General features: G+C 65.8%; 11 protein-coding genes and 2 tRNA genes. 9 read left to right on the top strand and 4 right to left on the bottom strand.

Annotated features, from left to right (window positions below):
- The first annotated feature begins 120 nt into the window (after window positions 1-120).
- Complete coding sequence (locus tag O1R50_RS24135) at window positions 121-873, top strand: NUDIX hydrolase (RefSeq protein ID WP_270112810.1); 753 nt, start codon at window positions 121-123, stop codon at window positions 871-873.
- Between the two features lie 67 nt (window positions 874-940).
- Here O1R50_RS24135 and mshD read toward each other — a convergent pair whose 3' ends face one another.
- From mshD to O1R50_RS24120, 3 genes are all read right to left on the bottom strand, one after another.
- Entirely contained in the window at window positions 941-1,876 is a 936-nt protein-coding gene (gene mshD, locus O1R50_RS24130) for a mycothiol synthase (protein WP_270112809.1), read from the bottom strand.
- 196 nt (window positions 1,877-2,072) lie between these two features.
- Window positions 2,073-2,164: transfer RNA gene (locus O1R50_RS24125), tRNA-Ser, on the bottom strand.
- Window positions 2,165-2,203: 39 nt separating this feature from the next.
- Window positions 2,204-3,055 carry a hypothetical protein gene (locus O1R50_RS24120; protein ID WP_270112808.1) on the bottom strand — a complete coding sequence of 284 codons (852 nt, stop codon included), beginning with the start codon at window positions 3,053-3,055 and terminating at the stop codon, window positions 2,204-2,206.
- A 289-nt stretch (window positions 3,056-3,344) separates the two neighbouring features.
- Here O1R50_RS24120 and O1R50_RS24115 point away from each other — a divergent pair, with 289 nt between their 5' ends.
- Entirely contained in the window at window positions 3,345-4,148 is an 804-nt protein-coding gene (locus tag O1R50_RS24115; RefSeq protein ID WP_270112807.1) for a CPBP family intramembrane glutamic endopeptidase, read from the top strand.
- A gap of 76 nt (window positions 4,149-4,224) precedes the next feature.
- Window positions 4,225-4,315 (top strand) — tRNA-Ser (locus O1R50_RS24110).
- Between the two features lie 237 nt (window positions 4,316-4,552).
- Here the strand turns inward: O1R50_RS24110 and O1R50_RS24105 are convergent.
- Window positions 4,553-5,740, bottom strand: a complete 1,188-nt coding sequence (locus O1R50_RS24105) for a hypothetical protein (RefSeq protein WP_270112806.1) — start codon at window positions 5,738-5,740, stop codon at window positions 4,553-4,555.
- 620 nt (window positions 5,741-6,360) lie between these two features.
- On the opposite strand from O1R50_RS24105, the gene O1R50_RS24100 reads away from it, so the two are divergent.
- The 6 genes from O1R50_RS24100 to O1R50_RS24075 all read left to right on the top strand — a co-directional run bounded on the left by O1R50_RS24100 (window position 6,361) and on the right by O1R50_RS24075 (window position 14,896).
- The gene (locus O1R50_RS24100; RefSeq protein ID WP_270112805.1) at window positions 6,361-6,789 is read left to right on the top strand and encodes a response regulator transcription factor; all 429 of its coding nucleotides are present in this window, start codon (window positions 6,361-6,363) and stop codon (window positions 6,787-6,789) included.
- A 109-nt stretch (window positions 6,790-6,898) separates the two neighbouring features.
- Window positions 6,899-8,143, top strand: a complete 1,245-nt coding sequence (locus tag O1R50_RS24095) for an acyl-CoA dehydrogenase family protein (RefSeq protein WP_333490279.1) — start codon at window positions 6,899-6,901, stop codon at window positions 8,141-8,143.
- A complete protein-coding gene (locus O1R50_RS24090; protein ID WP_270112803.1) occupies window positions 8,140-9,462 on the top strand; it encodes a class-II aminoacyl-tRNA synthetase family protein in 1,323 nt (440 codons plus the stop codon). The genes O1R50_RS24095 and O1R50_RS24090 overlap by 4 nt, the downstream gene beginning before the upstream one ends.
- Before the next feature lie 106 nt (window positions 9,463-9,568).
- On the top strand, window positions 9,569-11,281 hold the full coding sequence (locus O1R50_RS24085) for an ABC transporter ATP-binding protein (RefSeq protein ID WP_270112802.1): 1,713 nt from the start codon (window positions 9,569-9,571) through the stop codon (window positions 11,279-11,281).
- The gene (locus tag O1R50_RS24080; protein WP_270112801.1) at window positions 11,278-13,080 is read left to right on the top strand and encodes an ATP-binding cassette domain-containing protein; all 1,803 of its coding nucleotides are present in this window, start codon (window positions 11,278-11,280) and stop codon (window positions 13,078-13,080) included. The genes O1R50_RS24085 and O1R50_RS24080 overlap by 4 nt, the downstream gene beginning before the upstream one ends.
- Window positions 13,081-13,084: 4 nt before the next feature.
- Window positions 13,085-14,896: a condensation domain-containing protein gene (locus O1R50_RS24075; RefSeq protein WP_270112800.1), complete on the top strand. Its 1,812-nt coding sequence runs from the start codon at window positions 13,085-13,087 to the stop codon at window positions 14,894-14,896.
- The last annotated feature ends 66 nt before the right edge of the window (window positions 14,897-14,962 follow it).

Below are 14,962 nucleotides of genomic sequence, written 5' to 3'. Positions count from 1 at the left end.
CCCCCGGCCGACCCTGTCCCGGGGCGCGCGGGTCCCCCGGGGCGCCCCGGTTGGGGCGGGGCCGCCGTCGTTTCGGTCGTTGAGCACTGGAAAGGCCCGGTTCTGGGCTAGCGTGATGGCATGTCCATCCAGCGCTTCGGGAAATGGGACTTCAGGGCAGTCGAATCGGCGTCGGCCGCTCGCGCTCTCGCCCGCCTCCGCAAGCAGGGTGCCCCCGCCGAACCCGAGCCCGCGGCCGCGGTCGTGCTCCTCCGCGAGGCGCCGCTGCGGGTGTTCCTGCTGCGGCACGCGGCGAAGGAGCCGTTCGGCCTCCCCTCGAGTGGCCGCGCCGAGACGCTCCAGGTGCGCGAGCGGTGGGCGCACCTCGACGTCGACGGCTACGAGAACGCCATGAACGGGCCCCGAGGCGCCCAGTACGGCTTCCCGGGCGGCAGGCACAAGCCGGACGACCCCGACGTGGCGATGACCGGTCTGCGGGCCGTTGAGGAGGAGACCGGCGCGATGGTCGCCCTCCAGCGCGCTTGGGCGCGTTGGGTGACGCCGGAGTACGAGCCGGTGCGGTTCGACTCGTGGATCTATGTGGCGACACTGGCCGAGGGCTTCCAGCCGCGCATCAGGGTGCGCGAGCCGGAGTACGCGACGTGGATCGGGCCGGAGCAGGCGGTCTGCCAGTACGGCGGCCAGATGTCGATCCCGGAGGCGACGACGCTCGCCGAGCTGGCGCGGTACTCGACGGTGGGCGAGGTGTTCGCCGCGGCGGAGCAGCGCGACATGTCGCCGATCCTGCCGCGGGTCGCCGTCGACGGCGAGGACGCCCGCCTGGTGCTGCCGGGCGAAGAGGGCTACCCGAGGGACGCGCTCGCCTCGGCTTGAATCGGATCGCACTCCCAGCGTGCCGCGGCGACGCGTGCCCGGCTGCCCTCTCACGGCAGCGTCCGGCTCAGCGCAGGCGCTTCGCCCATTGGACGTCGGTGCGGACGATCGCGAAGCCCTGCGAGCGGTACAGGCTGACCGCCTTGGCGTTCGACTGGTCCGCGTAGAGGTCGACCTGCTGGATGCCGTGCGCCGCAAGGTGGGCGAGTCCGGCGAGGGTGAGGGTCCGGCCGAGGCCGGTGCCCTGGGCGCGGGGGTCGACGCCGAGGACGTAGACCTCGCCGATGCCGTCTTCCACTTTGGTCCAGTGGAAGCCGAGCAGGCCCGCTTCATCCTCCGCCACCAGCAGTCCGTCGGGGTCGAACCAGGTCTCCTCTTCGCGCGCCGCGAGATCCGCTGCGGTCCAGCGCCCCTGCTCGGGGTGCGCGGCGAACGCGGCCGCGTTCACCCGCAGCCACTCGGCCTCGTCGCTGCCGACCCTGAAGGGCCGCAGGCGCACTCCCGCAGCCAGTGCTGCGGCCGGGCCGTCGCCGACGGGCCAGTTCCGCCCGATGCCCTCCGGCCAGGCCGAAGGCCAGGTGAATCCGGCGAGGTCGCGCGAGAACTGGTACAGCACCCGGTCTCTCGTGAAGCCGCGCTTCACTGCAAAGCGTTGTGAAACGGGCAGATCGCCGTGCGCCCACACCCGCAATTCAGTGATGTCCGCCTCAATCCAATCCAAGACGCTGGCGAGCAATCTGTGGCCGACCCCCTTGCCGCGGTGCGCCGGATCGACCGCCAGCTCCGCCTCCGCGGCGTCCCCGACCTTCTCGGCGCCCGCATACGCGATGACCGTATCGCCAAGGCGCACAACGAAATGCCTGCGATGCTTCTCGGGATGGCGGGTCAGCGCGAGCGTCGTCTGCTCGTTGAACGGGGCGATGCCGTCGACCTCCTCGCAGCGGTGCGCCATCGTAACGATTCTGTGAATATCCCGACCCGGAAGTGAAGCATGTTGCGCCATGGGGTTACCCTAATCGTGGACTCAGCACCGTGCCGGGGTGCTGAGTCCTTTTTCATGTCCCGGGCACGGGGAGACCCCAGGCGCACAGCGGTGGCGAGGGGCAGTGCGAACGGGATTCAGGCGCAATGCGCCATTCGGCGGAAATGACCTGTGGCAACGAGATCGTGTGAGCAGCGCGTCCGTGAACGCTGCCAGGTGGCGGAGAGGGTGGGATTCGAACCCACGAAGAGCTTTGACACCCTTGGCGGTTTTCAAGACCGCTGCACTAGTCCACTATGCGACCCCTCCAGGGCCCGTTGAGGCAAGCGCCAATCTACCAAACGGCCGTCAGGGCCGCTCGGTCCGGACGCAGCAGGTGGAGCAGGTGCGATTGCCCTCGATCGTGAGCGCGAGGCAGCAGGTGCGCCGCCGGTAGACCAGCCGCCCCTCCTCGTCCGTGCTGATGTCGACCAGGTCGCTGACGTCGAACGCCTCCAGCAGGGTCTTGGCGAGGACGTCGCCCGGCTCCGGCACGACCTGCGCGATCGAGGCGACCCCGTAGGCGATGCCCGAGGCGACCGAGCCCATGAGCGTCCGGCGCCCGACCCGCGCCTTCGCGAGGAACGCTTCCAGTACTGGCAGCAGGTGGCCGTCGAACACGGTGGCGCGCAAGCGGTCCAGCAGCAGCGCCTCGTTCGCGACCACTGCAACGTCGGGGTGCGACGCGCACGGGTCGTGCGGCAGGGCGAGGAAACGGGGCCGGAGCTGGCGCACCGAGAACATCGGGGCTTCCTCGGCGACGCGGAAGACCGCGTTCGAGGCGTCAAGGACCGGAACGCGGCGGGCGGTGATGTAGCCGAGCACGACCGGCGCGAGCGTCCAGTAGCAGTAGGACTTCCAGGCGAGCGCCGCGTTCGCGTGGGCGGAACCGCCCCACAGCGCGGCGGCCGTGCCCATGAGCTCCTCGATCCGCTCGCCCGCGGCGAGCTCGGCGCCGCGGAACTCGATCCCGTCCTGCGCCGGTTCGCCGTCCAGCCAGGCGCGGACGCCCGCGAGCGGGTGGACGCCGACCTCGCGGTCGACCCGGTCGGCGGCGGTGCGGAGCGCGTCGATCGGCTGGAGGATTCGCGGTGCGGCGAGGGGGCGGCGGCCGAGCGCGGTGGTGCTCAGGACGTGAGCCTCCGCAGTCGCGAGCCGCATAGCGCACCCCTCTCAGGTAAGGACTGGCTAACCTTACCTGATTCGCATCAACGAATGTCAAGAAACCGACAGACATGGGATGACCACGGGGTGTAGAAAAGCGAGGTGCCGTGAGCGGTGAGCGTCGCCGAGTGGGATGAGATTCACAGCACCTCGCCTCGCAAAACGATCATGCCCGCGACGAGGACCGACGCGTCGCACACGAGGTGCGACCCCGCCGAAAACCGCGGCTCCTCGGCGTGTCGCCCGGCAGGTGCGCCCGCCCCGCGGTTCTGGCAGGCTGGAACGCATGTCGAACCGCCCCGAGACCGCGCTCGCCGATGAACCGGCGATCGCGCCGCTGCTCGCGCCCCGCATCGTCCGGCGCGAGATCTGGATCGTCCTCGCTCTCTCCCTCGGCGCATCCGCGATCTGGTCGATCGTCGACATCATCGGCACCCTCACGGAACCGGGCGGCCTCGCCGACAGCGTCCAGTCCATGAACTCCGCGAAGGCGGAGGCCGAACGGCCCTGGTACGACCTCTCGCGGCAGCTCGTCAGTCTCGCCCTCGCCATGGCGCCTGTGGCCCTCGCACTGCACTTCCTCAGCCTCGACCGCGGCAACCCCTTCCGCGCGATCGGCCTCGACACCCGCCGCCCCGGCTTCGACCTGCTCAGCGGCGCCGGCCTCGCCTTGTGCATCGGCATTCCGGGCCTCGGCCTCTACTTCACCGCCCGCGCCCTCGGGCTCAACGCCGAAATCGCGGCCGCGAACCTCAACGACGTGTGGTGGGCCGTCCCGATCCTCGTCCTCGCCGCGCTCAAGAACGCGATCATCGAAGAGGTCGTCGGCCTCGGCTACCTCGTCACCCGCCTGCGCCAGATCGCCTGGAGCATGCCCGCGATCATCGTCGCCCACGCCCTCCTCCGCGGCACGTACCACCTCTACCAGGGCTTCGGCGGGTTCATCGGCAACGCGGTCATGGGCGCCGTCTTCGCGGTCTTCTACCTCCGCTGGAAGCGCACCGGGCCGCTCATCGTCGCCCACACCCTCCTGGACATCGCCGCGTTCGTCGGATACCTCCTGGTCGCACCTCACGTGAGCTGGCTCTGACTAACCCCAAACCCGCTTGGGCGAACCGGGACAGGCCCGGTATGCTCTGTGCTTGGTACGCGCTCCGGCGCGTCCTGGAGGATTCGCATAGTGGCCTAGTGCGCCCGCCTGCTAAGCGGGTTTCGGGTGATACCCGATCATGGGTTCAAATCCCATATCCTCCGCCATCAAGCCCCGCTGACCTGCGGAAATGCAGCGTCACCGGGGCTTCTGGCGTCTCTGGCAATCGAACATCCGCCACTATGTGCGAAATTTCGCCGTTCGATGCCACTAACCTGCGCTTACGCCGCCTGTCCGGATCGCCACCGCCAATGGCGTCCAGCCCTGTCCAGCTGTCGCCAACCAGTTTCCGGCCAAATACCGGCCAAAGTTTTCGGCCGAAGGCGACGGTGCCTCAACATCGTTCACTCCTGCGGGTGAAACCTTCCGCCATGATCCCATTCTCTGGGAGTTCGGGCGTTGGCGGGCTCTTTACCTGCGGATATATCCCGCACTATCTCATTGAGAACTTCCTGCTGCGTCGAAGGGCCGCGGTCGTCCGGTAGAGCGGGCATGCCCGGCAGCTGTTTGAACGGGTCGACCGTTGCGGTGTAGGTCCGCGCCCAGGCCAGCCATTCGCGGACTGATTTAGTTTGGTGCGCTTGGGGATCGGCTGCAGAAAGGCGCGCTTCGAGCTGGTCGCAGTAGGCAGTGAGGCGGCGCCAGCGCTCCAGCGCATGCGCCTGGCGATCGAGTTCGCCGGCGAGGAATCGCTCCCTTGTCAGGGCCCGGTCGTGTGCTGCAGCACGTTCGCGGGGCGCTTGTGCGGCGACCCGCGAACGTGCTGCAGCTTCGGTACGACCCAGGTCGGCTCCGGCGCGCTCGGCGAGCGCTTCGATCACCTCGGGCAGTCGCTCCTCCAGTGAGGCAGTCTTTCCGTCGGTCCATGCCGATTGGAGGTCGGCGTGGGAGGAGGGGAGTGCGAGTTCGAGGCGAGCGGCCTTGAGGGGGTCGGATGCCTTGGGAGACTTCTGGTCGAGGGTGACGGCGTATGCGAATTCGCCGATCCTGATCTCGATGGTGGCGGTGCGGCAGCGGGCTTCCTGCTGGAAATCGGTGTGGCAGCCCTCCAGACTGACCGGAAGACCCGCGACGCCCCAGCCGCGTTCGACCGCGGCAGCGACGAGGCCTTGCAGGAGCCGCAATGTGCGGTGGCGCACCTCGTCCGGCATCTCCATCCGAGCGCTGTCATCCCGCAGGCCGGCGATGACCGGATGGCATCGGTCGAGACGGTCGGGGACCGCGACCGGCGGCAGGCCCAACGAGCGATGTCGGGTCGCACTCGGTGTGGTGCCGCTTTCGCGGCTGCGCTGCTTCGGCGGCCGGGCCGTCGCGGTCGAGGCATCCGACGGGCCGAGATGTTCGCCGTGCTCGAGGTAGTACCGCCCCGCGTCGGTGATTGCCGCCCGCCAGATTCCATCGCGCTTGCTGACGGTCACCAGGCCCCGCGACTGCAGAGCTCGACCGGTGACCCTGCGCCCGACGTGCTCCCCGCCGCTGAGATCGTCACCGGCCCCGACCAGCCGCAAGGTTTCGAGCTGCCTGTCATTCAACGGACCTGAACGCTCCATCCACCTGACCCTTCACGTAGTCGCTGCGACGTTTGGTGCATCGGTGAACCTGGACAAGATTGCGGCCCGGCACGGTTCTTTCCTATCGGGCGTGCGCGCGTTCCGGATCGAGACGCGCCGGAGGGGATTCCTGCCAGGGATCAGGTACCTGCAGGATGCGGGACGCGCAGCGCAGGGATGACCCCGCCCAGCTTCGGCGAACGCTCGAGAAAACCGGTTATCAGAGATGGATTCATCTCCCCAATGGCCGCCTCTGGCAGAGGGCCGTCACATCAGCGAGCTGTCTCCGAGTTTGGGATCATCAGGAACTCGGCTGAGAAGCGGGCGATCGCGGAGGAATGAAAGGCGCATCTGGCGGTGCTTTCTGGAGGTGGGTAAGGAAAACCGCCACCTGGTTTTCCTTCAGGTGAAAGACACTGGTTGCCTCTTTGGGCTCCTGCATGGAGGATCGAGCGTGGAGCGCAGTGATGTTCGGAGGTGGGACGCCAAGTCCTTGGTTGTGAGCCGCAGTGAGTTCGGTCAGTTTGCACAGTAAGGGCAACGATTATCCCGAATATTGAGATTGTCACTTGATGTGAGCTATACTGTTGTATTCTGTTCACATGAAGTTCACTACCCCAAACCCCTCTGTTGTGTCTTCTGCCCAGCTCAGTGAGCTTTCGACCGTCAAGGTTGTTCGTCAGTCCGTCGAACGTCTTGCACTTCTTTCGAAACGGCAACGTGAGGTCCTGAAGCTCATTGCCGGAGGGGCGACGAACGCGCAGATATCAAACCGTCTCGGCATCGCCAGTCCTACTGTCGAGAATCATGTAAAGGATCTGAAGTACCGGCTCGGTGTGGATAGTCGCTGCCTGCTGGCAGTGGTCGGATACTTTGAAGTACTCAGAGCCGTTCCGGGTTCACCGATGAATTTCAATACTCCAGAATTCCTCGATGGCAGGGATAATGCCAATACGGCAGAGTCAGAAGTCGTGGCAGCAATCGTAGATTCTGAAGTGGGATCGGAGATGGCGCTGTTCGTAGACCGATGATGTACCTCTGTGAATGAGCTGCCCGGTATCGCTCATGGCATTGAGGTGCAGCCTAACCTATGAGCAACCGCACCGTTGCGAATCTCCCGTGGATTCCAACCCAAGGTGAATGACCATTGCCGCTTTCCCGGAAGTCTTGGAGACTCGACAGAGTTCGAGAGCTCCACGACCGCGAAAGGATGGGCAAATGGGATTGGACAGGCAAGCTGTCTTCGGCATCGCCGATCAAATTCGAGATCGAGCCAGAGAGACTGACCTAAATGGCAGATTCCCTGTGGAGAATCTCGAGTTGCTTCGTCGGAGCGGATTCATGGGTGCCCTTGTTGGGAAGGCATACGGGGGTCTGGGGTGGAGCCTCGGAGACTTCTCTTGGGCGGCCCGAACAATCGGTGCGGCTTGCATGTCTACGGGACTCATCTGGGCGATGCACTGCCAACAGGCGGATACCATCGCCAGGCTTGGAGAACCTCGGCTGATCGAACATCTCCTGCCGAGGATCGCGCGAGGCCAGGTGTACATCGCTTCGGTCACGACGGAACCGGGCACAGGCGCCCGCCTTCAATCCGCACAGGCGGCCCTCATTGAGAAGGACGACGGCTACAAATTCGAACGCCATGCGCCAGTCGTCACTGGCGGGATGAACGCGGACGGCTTTCTGCTCACCCTGCGTTCCCACCCTGAAGCCGGCCCGGGGGAAGTCCGCTTGGTGTACGCGGATCGTGATCAACTGAGCATCGAGCCCCGAGCACAGTGGTCGACCCTCGGAATGAGAGGCACCGCAAGCGGTGGACTGTACATCGAGGGTGCCGTCGACCAGTCGGCCGTTATCGCGGGTGACCGCGACTTCGGTGAGATTGCTGCGGAAACCATCATCCCGGTCGCACATGTCGCCTGGGCCGCTTGCTGGCTCGGGGCCGCAAGTGGAGCCTTCGCACAGCTCGTTGCATGGCTGCGGGATCCCGGCCGCCGAGGCGGACCGGACGTGAGCTCCGACCTCACCCGTTACCAGCTGGCGCAGATCAGAGCCCGGCTCGAAGCGGTCGGCGGCTACCTGAAACTCGCGGTCGACAAGGTGGAAAGCGCGCGCTGCGAGGATATCGCCACGCTTCGAGACGCACCGGCGCGCATCCATTTCAACACGTTGAAGCTGCTGGCCTCGGAACTTACCTTCGACGCGGTCAACCACATGGTCGAGGTCGCGGGAATGGCCGTCGGCTACACGGAAGACTCCCAAGTGCCGCTGGCGCGTTCGCTTAGGGACCTCCGCTCCGCCTCGCTGACCCACGCGAACAACCGGCTCTGGTCGGATACCGGGGGGTTGGCTCTCATGGACCGGAAGGTGACTCTGCTGTGAAGGACATCGTCGAGAATGCTCGCCAGGAATCCTTCCCGATGGGGCAGGTAGTCCTGGGCCGCCAGGCGCGGCGCACCTTGGCCACCCAACTGCGATTCCACTATCCAGGGGTCGCCCGAGTCGAGTTCGAAGGTGACTCGGTAGTGCTCACGGGCCGCTCAGCAGGAGCCGTAGGGGTCGCCGATCTTGTGCTCCGCCTGGCGAAGGAGTTGTCCTCGATCCCTGATCGCAGCCCTCGGGTCCGGTTCGACTCCAACGGCGAAGGTAGTATCGACCTCTCTCTCGTTGACTCGAATGCATTGGCTGCAGCCTTCTCTGGCCTTGTCGCTGAACTAGAGGAGCAGCGCGCATTGAGCCCGCGGGGCTCGTATACCGACCGGATCGGTACACGCACCGGCCGCGGACTGAACCTCTACAGCCACGACTTCAGCGTGCTGTGCGACCTTCTTGACCGGTTCATCGGCAACTACTTTCAGCGGGCCTATCGTGCGCAACGGATCGCGGTCCCGTCAATGATCAGGGCTGAGGACGTCGACCGTGCGGGCTACTTCGATACCGCGAGGCAGCACATCAGCTTCGTGTCCCCGTTCGACCCTCACCCCGCCGTGTACGACGAATTCCCCAAGTTCTGGAGCCAACGAGATCCGGCCGGCAGAGGTATCGCTGACTTCCTCAGCGCACCTGAGGAAGTCCTCACACCGGCGATGTGTCTCCACTGCTTCCCGGTGCTGGCCTCGGCGGCAGTGAGTTCCGAAGCACCGACCATCATGACGTTCAGCGGCCGCTGCTTTCGGGATGAGAAAGGGAACCTGAACCAAGTCGAACGGCTGAGGGAGTTCACAGTCCGGGAGAATCTGTTCATCGGCAGTGAGAAGGACCTTGAACGTCTGCATGGGGAACTTGCCGACTTCACGATTGCAGTGGCCGCACTGTTCGGGCTCGATTTCCGGCTCGAGACGGCGACGGACATCTTCTTCGGCGAGCAAGCTTCGCAGAGAACCGCCTCGCAGATGCTCTGGGACAGCAAGTTCGAACTGGTCGCACTGCACGACGATGCCCCCGACGGCGTAGCCGTGGCTTCACTCAACCAGCATCACTCGCATTTCACCCGCCCGTTCGAAATCAGTCTCGACGACGGGACTCCGGCTCTGTCGATGTGCCTGGGTTTCGGGATCGAACGGCTCGCGAGGGCTGTCGCCGCGGCAGCGGGAGGCCACGGACTCGAACTGATCCAGTCCCATCTTGACCGGATCGGGATCCTGGACGGCGTCGACTCCGAGCTCAAGTCGACACATCACTCCTCACTCGAGCAGGAATGAGAGCACGTTGGAACCTCTAATGACGGTCTTCCGAGACCGCTGGAACTTTCTCAGACTGCTCCGTCACAGCGATCCGGGGACCCTTGCAGCAATCATCACTATCGGTGTGCTGCACGCGGTGTTCCCCGCGATCGGCGCGGCTTCGGTGGGCCTGCTGATCTCGGGTGTGGACGCCGATCTCACAGTTCCTCTCGTGGTGTTCGGCGCGGTGTTCCTTCTCGGACAGGTCAGCAGCCTCGCATTTCGGTGGGCCAAGCACCTTGTCGTCAGCGGTGTCAATCTTCGGCACCGTGCCGAAGTTGCGCGGCTCGCCGTGGGCGCACCCACGGTCGACATGATCGAACCGAAGGCGACGCAGGATCTTTTCAAGACCGCGGCGGCCGATCCGACCGAGTGGGTAGAGAAGACCCCCGGGGATGGCGCAATCGGAGCATTGCGGATTATTTTCGAGTACGTCGGCCTCATCTCCTCGGCGATCGTGGTCTCGTACTGGTCGTTCTGGCTCGTCCCCGCACTCATCATCCCCGCTCTGGTGACACGCCGCCTGGCGACCCGGCTCTGGGTCCGGCACTACCGGATCTGGGTTGACGGAATCGAACACCATCGCCGTTACCAGTACTGGGGCGAGCTGACCGCCTCCCGCTCGGAAGCCAAAGAGCTGCGGATCTTCGGGCTCGCAGACTGGATCATCGGACGGCATCAGTACGACATGCGCGCCCACCTCGCGCCAGTCTGGGCAGACGACCGCGCTATGGCCCGTGCGCACTGGCAGCAGTTCGCCATCACGCTGCTGCCGCTTGGTGCCATCTTCGGAGCGGTCGGCTTCGCCACGGTGGCGAACGGCACCGACGTCGGGATCGCCAGCGCCGCACTCGCCGCCGGATGGGGCATCTTCACAGCCGCATCCGGCGTCGGCCCGATGATGGAGATGGAAGGCGCCCGTCCTGGCCTGGCCGCGTTCGCCGCCCTGAAGGACTCGCTCGAACGCAAGTCCGAGGTACAGCACCTGCAGCCGCTCTCCGTGACACGGGCACCCCACATCCGGTTTGAGGACGTCCACTTCCGCTATGAGAGGGGCGCCTCGGTCACCAAGGGCCTCGACCTGGAGATCCGACCCGATGAGTCTCTAGCCGTGGTCGGATTCAACGGTGCCGGCAAGTCGACGCTCATCAAACTCCTCGCCGGCGCATACCGACCGACCGCCGGGATCGTCACGGCCGACGGCCGCGACATCGGAGGAATCGACGACTGGGGATCGCACCTGGCCGTGGTCTTCCAGGACTTCGTGAAGTACCGGTTGACCATCGCAGAGAACATCGCCCTCGGACGCAGCGGTCCCGTCGACGAGGCGGCGCTGAAATCAGCGATCGCGGAATCCGGACTCCAGGCACTCGTGGACGGCCTTCCCGCCGGGGAGGACACCTCACTGGACGCGTCCATCGACGGCGGCGTCGATCTTTCCGGGGGGCAGTGGCAGCAACTCGCCCTCGCCCGGGCGTTGTACGCCGTGAAGTCGGGTGCGCGCATCCTCGTCCTCGACGAGCCGAGCGCCCACCTCGACGTCCGCACGGAGCAGCGGCTATTCGACCGGCTTGAGCAGCTGACCGAGCCGGTCACCACGATCCTGGTCTCCCACCGTCTTGCGACGGTCCGCCGGGCGGACCGCATCGTCCTCATCGACGACGGAAAAATCGCCGAGCAGGGGACCCACGAGGAACTCATGTCCCTGGGCGGCACCTACGCCCGGATGTATCGGCTTCAGGCAGAGCGGTTCGCCGCTGGATTCGATGATCGTCTCGAGGAAGGCGCGATCGTATGACGAACATCAGCAAGTATGCACGCCTGCTCGCATCCCTCTTGGGCATCTGTCTGCGTCGCGAACCGGCGGTCACCGCATTTCTGCTTGCGGCCATGGCCGTCAACGCCGTGGCGTTCGCGGGTATCGGCCTGGCGCTCAAGTACACGGTCGACTCGATGGCCGCTGGGGCGGCCGTGTCAGCGGCTATCGGGGGAGTCCTGGCCGCGCTGGCGTATGCGGCCGACCGCACGGTGAGCGGCGCCGCCAGTGCGATGCGGTTCCACGTGATGGAGAAGGTCGGCCATATCGAGATCGAGCCGGGCATCATGCGGGCCTCCGCTGAGCTGCCTGAGATCGACCATCTCGAGCACCAGGAGTACCTGGACCGCATTACTGCGATCCGCGGGAGGTCCTGGGCGATCGTAGGTTCGGCGTGGAACGCCGTCGAGGCGGTCTCCATGGGCGTCAGGCTCATTCTGACACTGCTCATTCTGGGCGCCGCCAGTCCTTGGCTGCTTCTGATGCTGCCGTGCGTGGTCCTCCAACTTTGGTTCGACCGGCGCGCACAGGTGAGGCTCAAGCGGTCGGAACTCGTTGCGGCTCGAAACCAGCGCGCTCAGATCCACTTCTTCAAGCTGTGCATCAGCGGCAGCGCGGGGAAGGAACTGCGCGTCTCTGGTGTCGGACCGCAGCTGGTCGATCGCCAGGTCGCTGCGGCCGAGCAGGTGCGTGCCAGCCGCTCACGGGCGCTGATCGCTAGTGGATGCTGGCGCGCCGTCGGCTGGACCGTCTTCACGGTCGGATACGCGTCGGTCATCGGCCTGGTGGCGGTGCAGGTGGCCGACGGCGCAGCGAGCGTGGGCGACGTGATGATGGCAGTGACGATCGGAGCGTTGCTCCGGGGAGTGCTCGACCGGGCACTGCAGTCTACTTCGGATGCCTCCGGCGCGGCGCGCGTCCTCGAGCCGTATCTGTGGCTTCGCGAATATGCGGAGCGTCGTGGGCTCTCGCGCACCGACGTCCCCGCGCCCCGTCGGCTGACAGATGGGATCACGCTGTCCAACCTCACGTTCTCGTACCCGGGGACCGATCGCAACGCGGTCGACGACCTGTCGGTCACCCTCCCTGCGGGGGCGGTCGTCGCGGTCGTCGGCGAGTACGGCTCAGGCAAGACGACGTTGGTGAAGCTGCTCGCCAAGCTCCACCGCCCGCACAGTGGTCGCATCCTGGTCGACGGGGACGACCTCGCGGAGATCGACACGGTCGCATGGCGTGAATCGCTCAGCGCCGCGTTCCAGGACTTCGGGCGCTACCAAACAACTTTCGCCGAGTCGATCGGCCTCGGCGACCTCAGGCACGGTACCGCGGCCTCCTTGGACGCGGCGGTGACCGCGGCCGACGCCGACGAGCTCCGCTCGCGGCTGCCGGACGGGGACCGCACCCAGTTGGGCAGCGCGTTCGGCGGCATCGATCTTTCGGAAGGTCAGTGGCAGAAGGTCGCCCTCGCCCGCGCGTGCATGCGTCCCGAACCGGTGGTGCTGCTGCTCGACGAACCGACGGCCTCCCTTGATGCGCCGAGCGAGCAGGCGGTGTTCGAATCCTATATGGATAGGGCGAAGTCTCTCGGGCGATCGATCGGGGCGGTGACAGTGATTGTCTCCCACCGGTTCTCGACGGTGGCCGGTGCTGATCTGATCCTAGTGATGAAGGAGGGGGCCTTGATCGAATCCGGCGACCACGACGAGCTCATGCGGTCCGGAGGTCTCTACAAGGAGCTCTTCGAGATCCACTCCGCTTCCTATCTCGGCGCAGGGAAATGAGGACATGACGATGGAATTTGCGCGTACAGGGAGCCTGGCTTGGGGGCAGCAGTCATTCTGGTTCCTCAACGAGGAGACCTTCATCCGCGAATACGGCATCGAGTTCCACCTGAGCCGTCCCTTGAGCGTCCCTCAAGGTCTGACGAAGGAGCGGCTGCAGCAGACGCTCAACGCCGCGGCTGCCGCCTACGAGGCCTTGAGGACGATGTACCGGGTCTTGCCCGATGGACAACCGGAGCAATGCGTGCTTGCGCATTTCGAGCCTCCGCAGGTCGAGCTGACCGACGGCCCCGTCGTACCCGTCGATGTCAAGGAACGGCCCGGCTTCCGGTGCATGGTGCGCACCGACGGCGACGTCGTGAGCGAAGCCGTGCTGCGGGCCAATCAGATCGACATCGACGGCTTTGCGTTCTCGCGCCTGGCTCGCGAGGTCGAACGACACCTGGTGGACGACGGCCAGGGTGCGCTCTTCGCGGGCGACGAGGCGTTCCAGCCTCTCGACTGCGCGGCTGCCGAATCGGAGGAGGCGATGCAGGCCGCGAGCGCTCGCGCCATTGAGGCGCTCTCGGGCCTGTGGCGAGAAGCTCCGAGGAATTTCCTGCCTCCGGCCGGGGTCGCCGGCAAGACCCTGCAGCTCACGCTCAACGATGCCGACCTCTATGCGAGCGTCCAGCGGTACTCGACCACGCACGGCGTCAGCCCGGCCTCGTTCTTCCATGCAGTGGTGGGCGGTGCGATTGCCGCCTGGACGCAGACGTACGACCTGTTCCTCACGACGGCGGTCTCCAACCGCTGGCGACCGCGCAGTGCCGGACTCATGGCCAGGATCGCGACAGAGGTCGACTGCCGACTCGAGTTCCCTCCGGGGGCGACCGGCGCCGATTTCGTGCGCCGCACGCACGGCCTGTTGCTTCGCGCCTATCCGTACGGCGTCCGTGACGAGGAGGCCGGCGTCGCGGCGAAGGACCGCATCGATTCGGAGTCGGGGAGCATCCTGCAGCGGCCCGTGCGCATCGAGTACCTCGATTATCAAGGGCGGCAAGAGGCTGCAGGTGTTGCAGGCTCTCGACGGATCGAGGAGCGGACGACCGACGGCGGCTTCGACCGGATGCTCTTCGCGTTCTATCCCGGCGATCGTGAGTTCAAGTTCTTCCTGAAATGCGGCGGCGAGGTGGCGGCGCCGGAGGAGTGCAGAGAACTCTTCGACGCCGTCATCGGATTCGCGGATGCTCTGCTCGGGAAACCGGAGGCCCCGCTGCAGGAGCTGCTCTCACGGATTCCGACGCGTGTCATTCCGGCGGAGGCCGACTGGATCGCCAACGGCAATTCGCGGCATCTGGGCGCGCGCATCCGAGCTGTCGCGCTGGCGCACCCGGAAGTCGAGGAGGCATGGCTGGAGGAGCGTGACGGGCTGCGTTGTGCAGTGGCAGGTGACCGTCCCGATCTGATCGCGTTGCATGAGCGGATGCTTCTCACTGCATCCCACGACCCGCTTATCCGAGTCCCGACCTCATACGCGGCGTTCACCTCCGATTCCCCTCGGGGAGACGAGCCGACCGCCGTGCTCGACGTTGATCCTGACTACCGTCCCGCCGCCGACGACGACCCCCGGATTCTCGCGATCGTCGACGTGTTCGAATCCTGCCATCCCGGTTCCGCTTGCGATCCTGCGCTGTCGTACGCGGCGGCTGGCGGAAGGTTCACGATGATCCCGAGCATGGTGTCTTCGCTCCGTAATGCCGGATTCGAGTCGCATCCGCTCGACTTCACCGGTATCGCATCGCTCGCCGCGATTGCCCGCAGCCGAGGCGAGTAGCGCAGGGAGACGATCGGCGATTCCGACCTCGGTGTAGTAGCGGACGGCATACCAAATTCCTAAGAG

The sequence above is a fragment of the Glycomyces luteolus genome, assembly GCF_027622875.1.
In the GTDB taxonomy this organism is placed as follows: domain Bacteria; phylum Actinomycetota; class Actinomycetes; order Mycobacteriales; family Micromonosporaceae; genus Glycomyces; species Glycomyces luteolus.
Note: the sequence above shows the minus strand (reverse complement) of the source record. Positions and strands in the feature narration are given on the sequence as shown.

Excerpts from the sequence above, each read along its gene's own strand:
- O1R50_RS24135 (WP_270112810.1), top strand. The coding sequence starts at position 121 with ATGTCCATCCAGCGCTTCGGGAAATGGGACTTCAGGGCAGTCGAATCG.
- mshD (WP_270112809.1), bottom strand. The coding sequence starts at position 1,876 with ATGGCGCAACATGCTTCACTTCCGGGTCGGGATATTCACAGAATCGTT.
- O1R50_RS24120 (WP_270112808.1), bottom strand. The coding sequence starts at position 3,055 with ATGCGGCTCGCGACTGCGGAGGCTCACGTCCTGAGCACCACCGCGCTC.
- O1R50_RS24115 (WP_270112807.1), top strand. The coding sequence starts at position 3,345 with ATGTCGAACCGCCCCGAGACCGCGCTCGCCGATGAACCGGCGATCGCG.
- O1R50_RS24100 (WP_270112805.1), top strand. The coding sequence starts at position 6,361 with ATGAAGTTCACTACCCCAAACCCCTCTGTTGTGTCTTCTGCCCAGCTC.
- O1R50_RS24095 (WP_333490279.1), top strand. The coding sequence starts at position 6,899 with ATGACCATTGCCGCTTTCCCGGAAGTCTTGGAGACTCGACAGAGTTCG.
- O1R50_RS24080 (WP_270112801.1), top strand. The coding sequence starts at position 11,278 with ATGACGAACATCAGCAAGTATGCACGCCTGCTCGCATCCCTCTTGGGC.
- O1R50_RS24075 (WP_270112800.1), top strand. The coding sequence starts at position 13,085 with ATGACGATGGAATTTGCGCGTACAGGGAGCCTGGCTTGGGGGCAGCAG.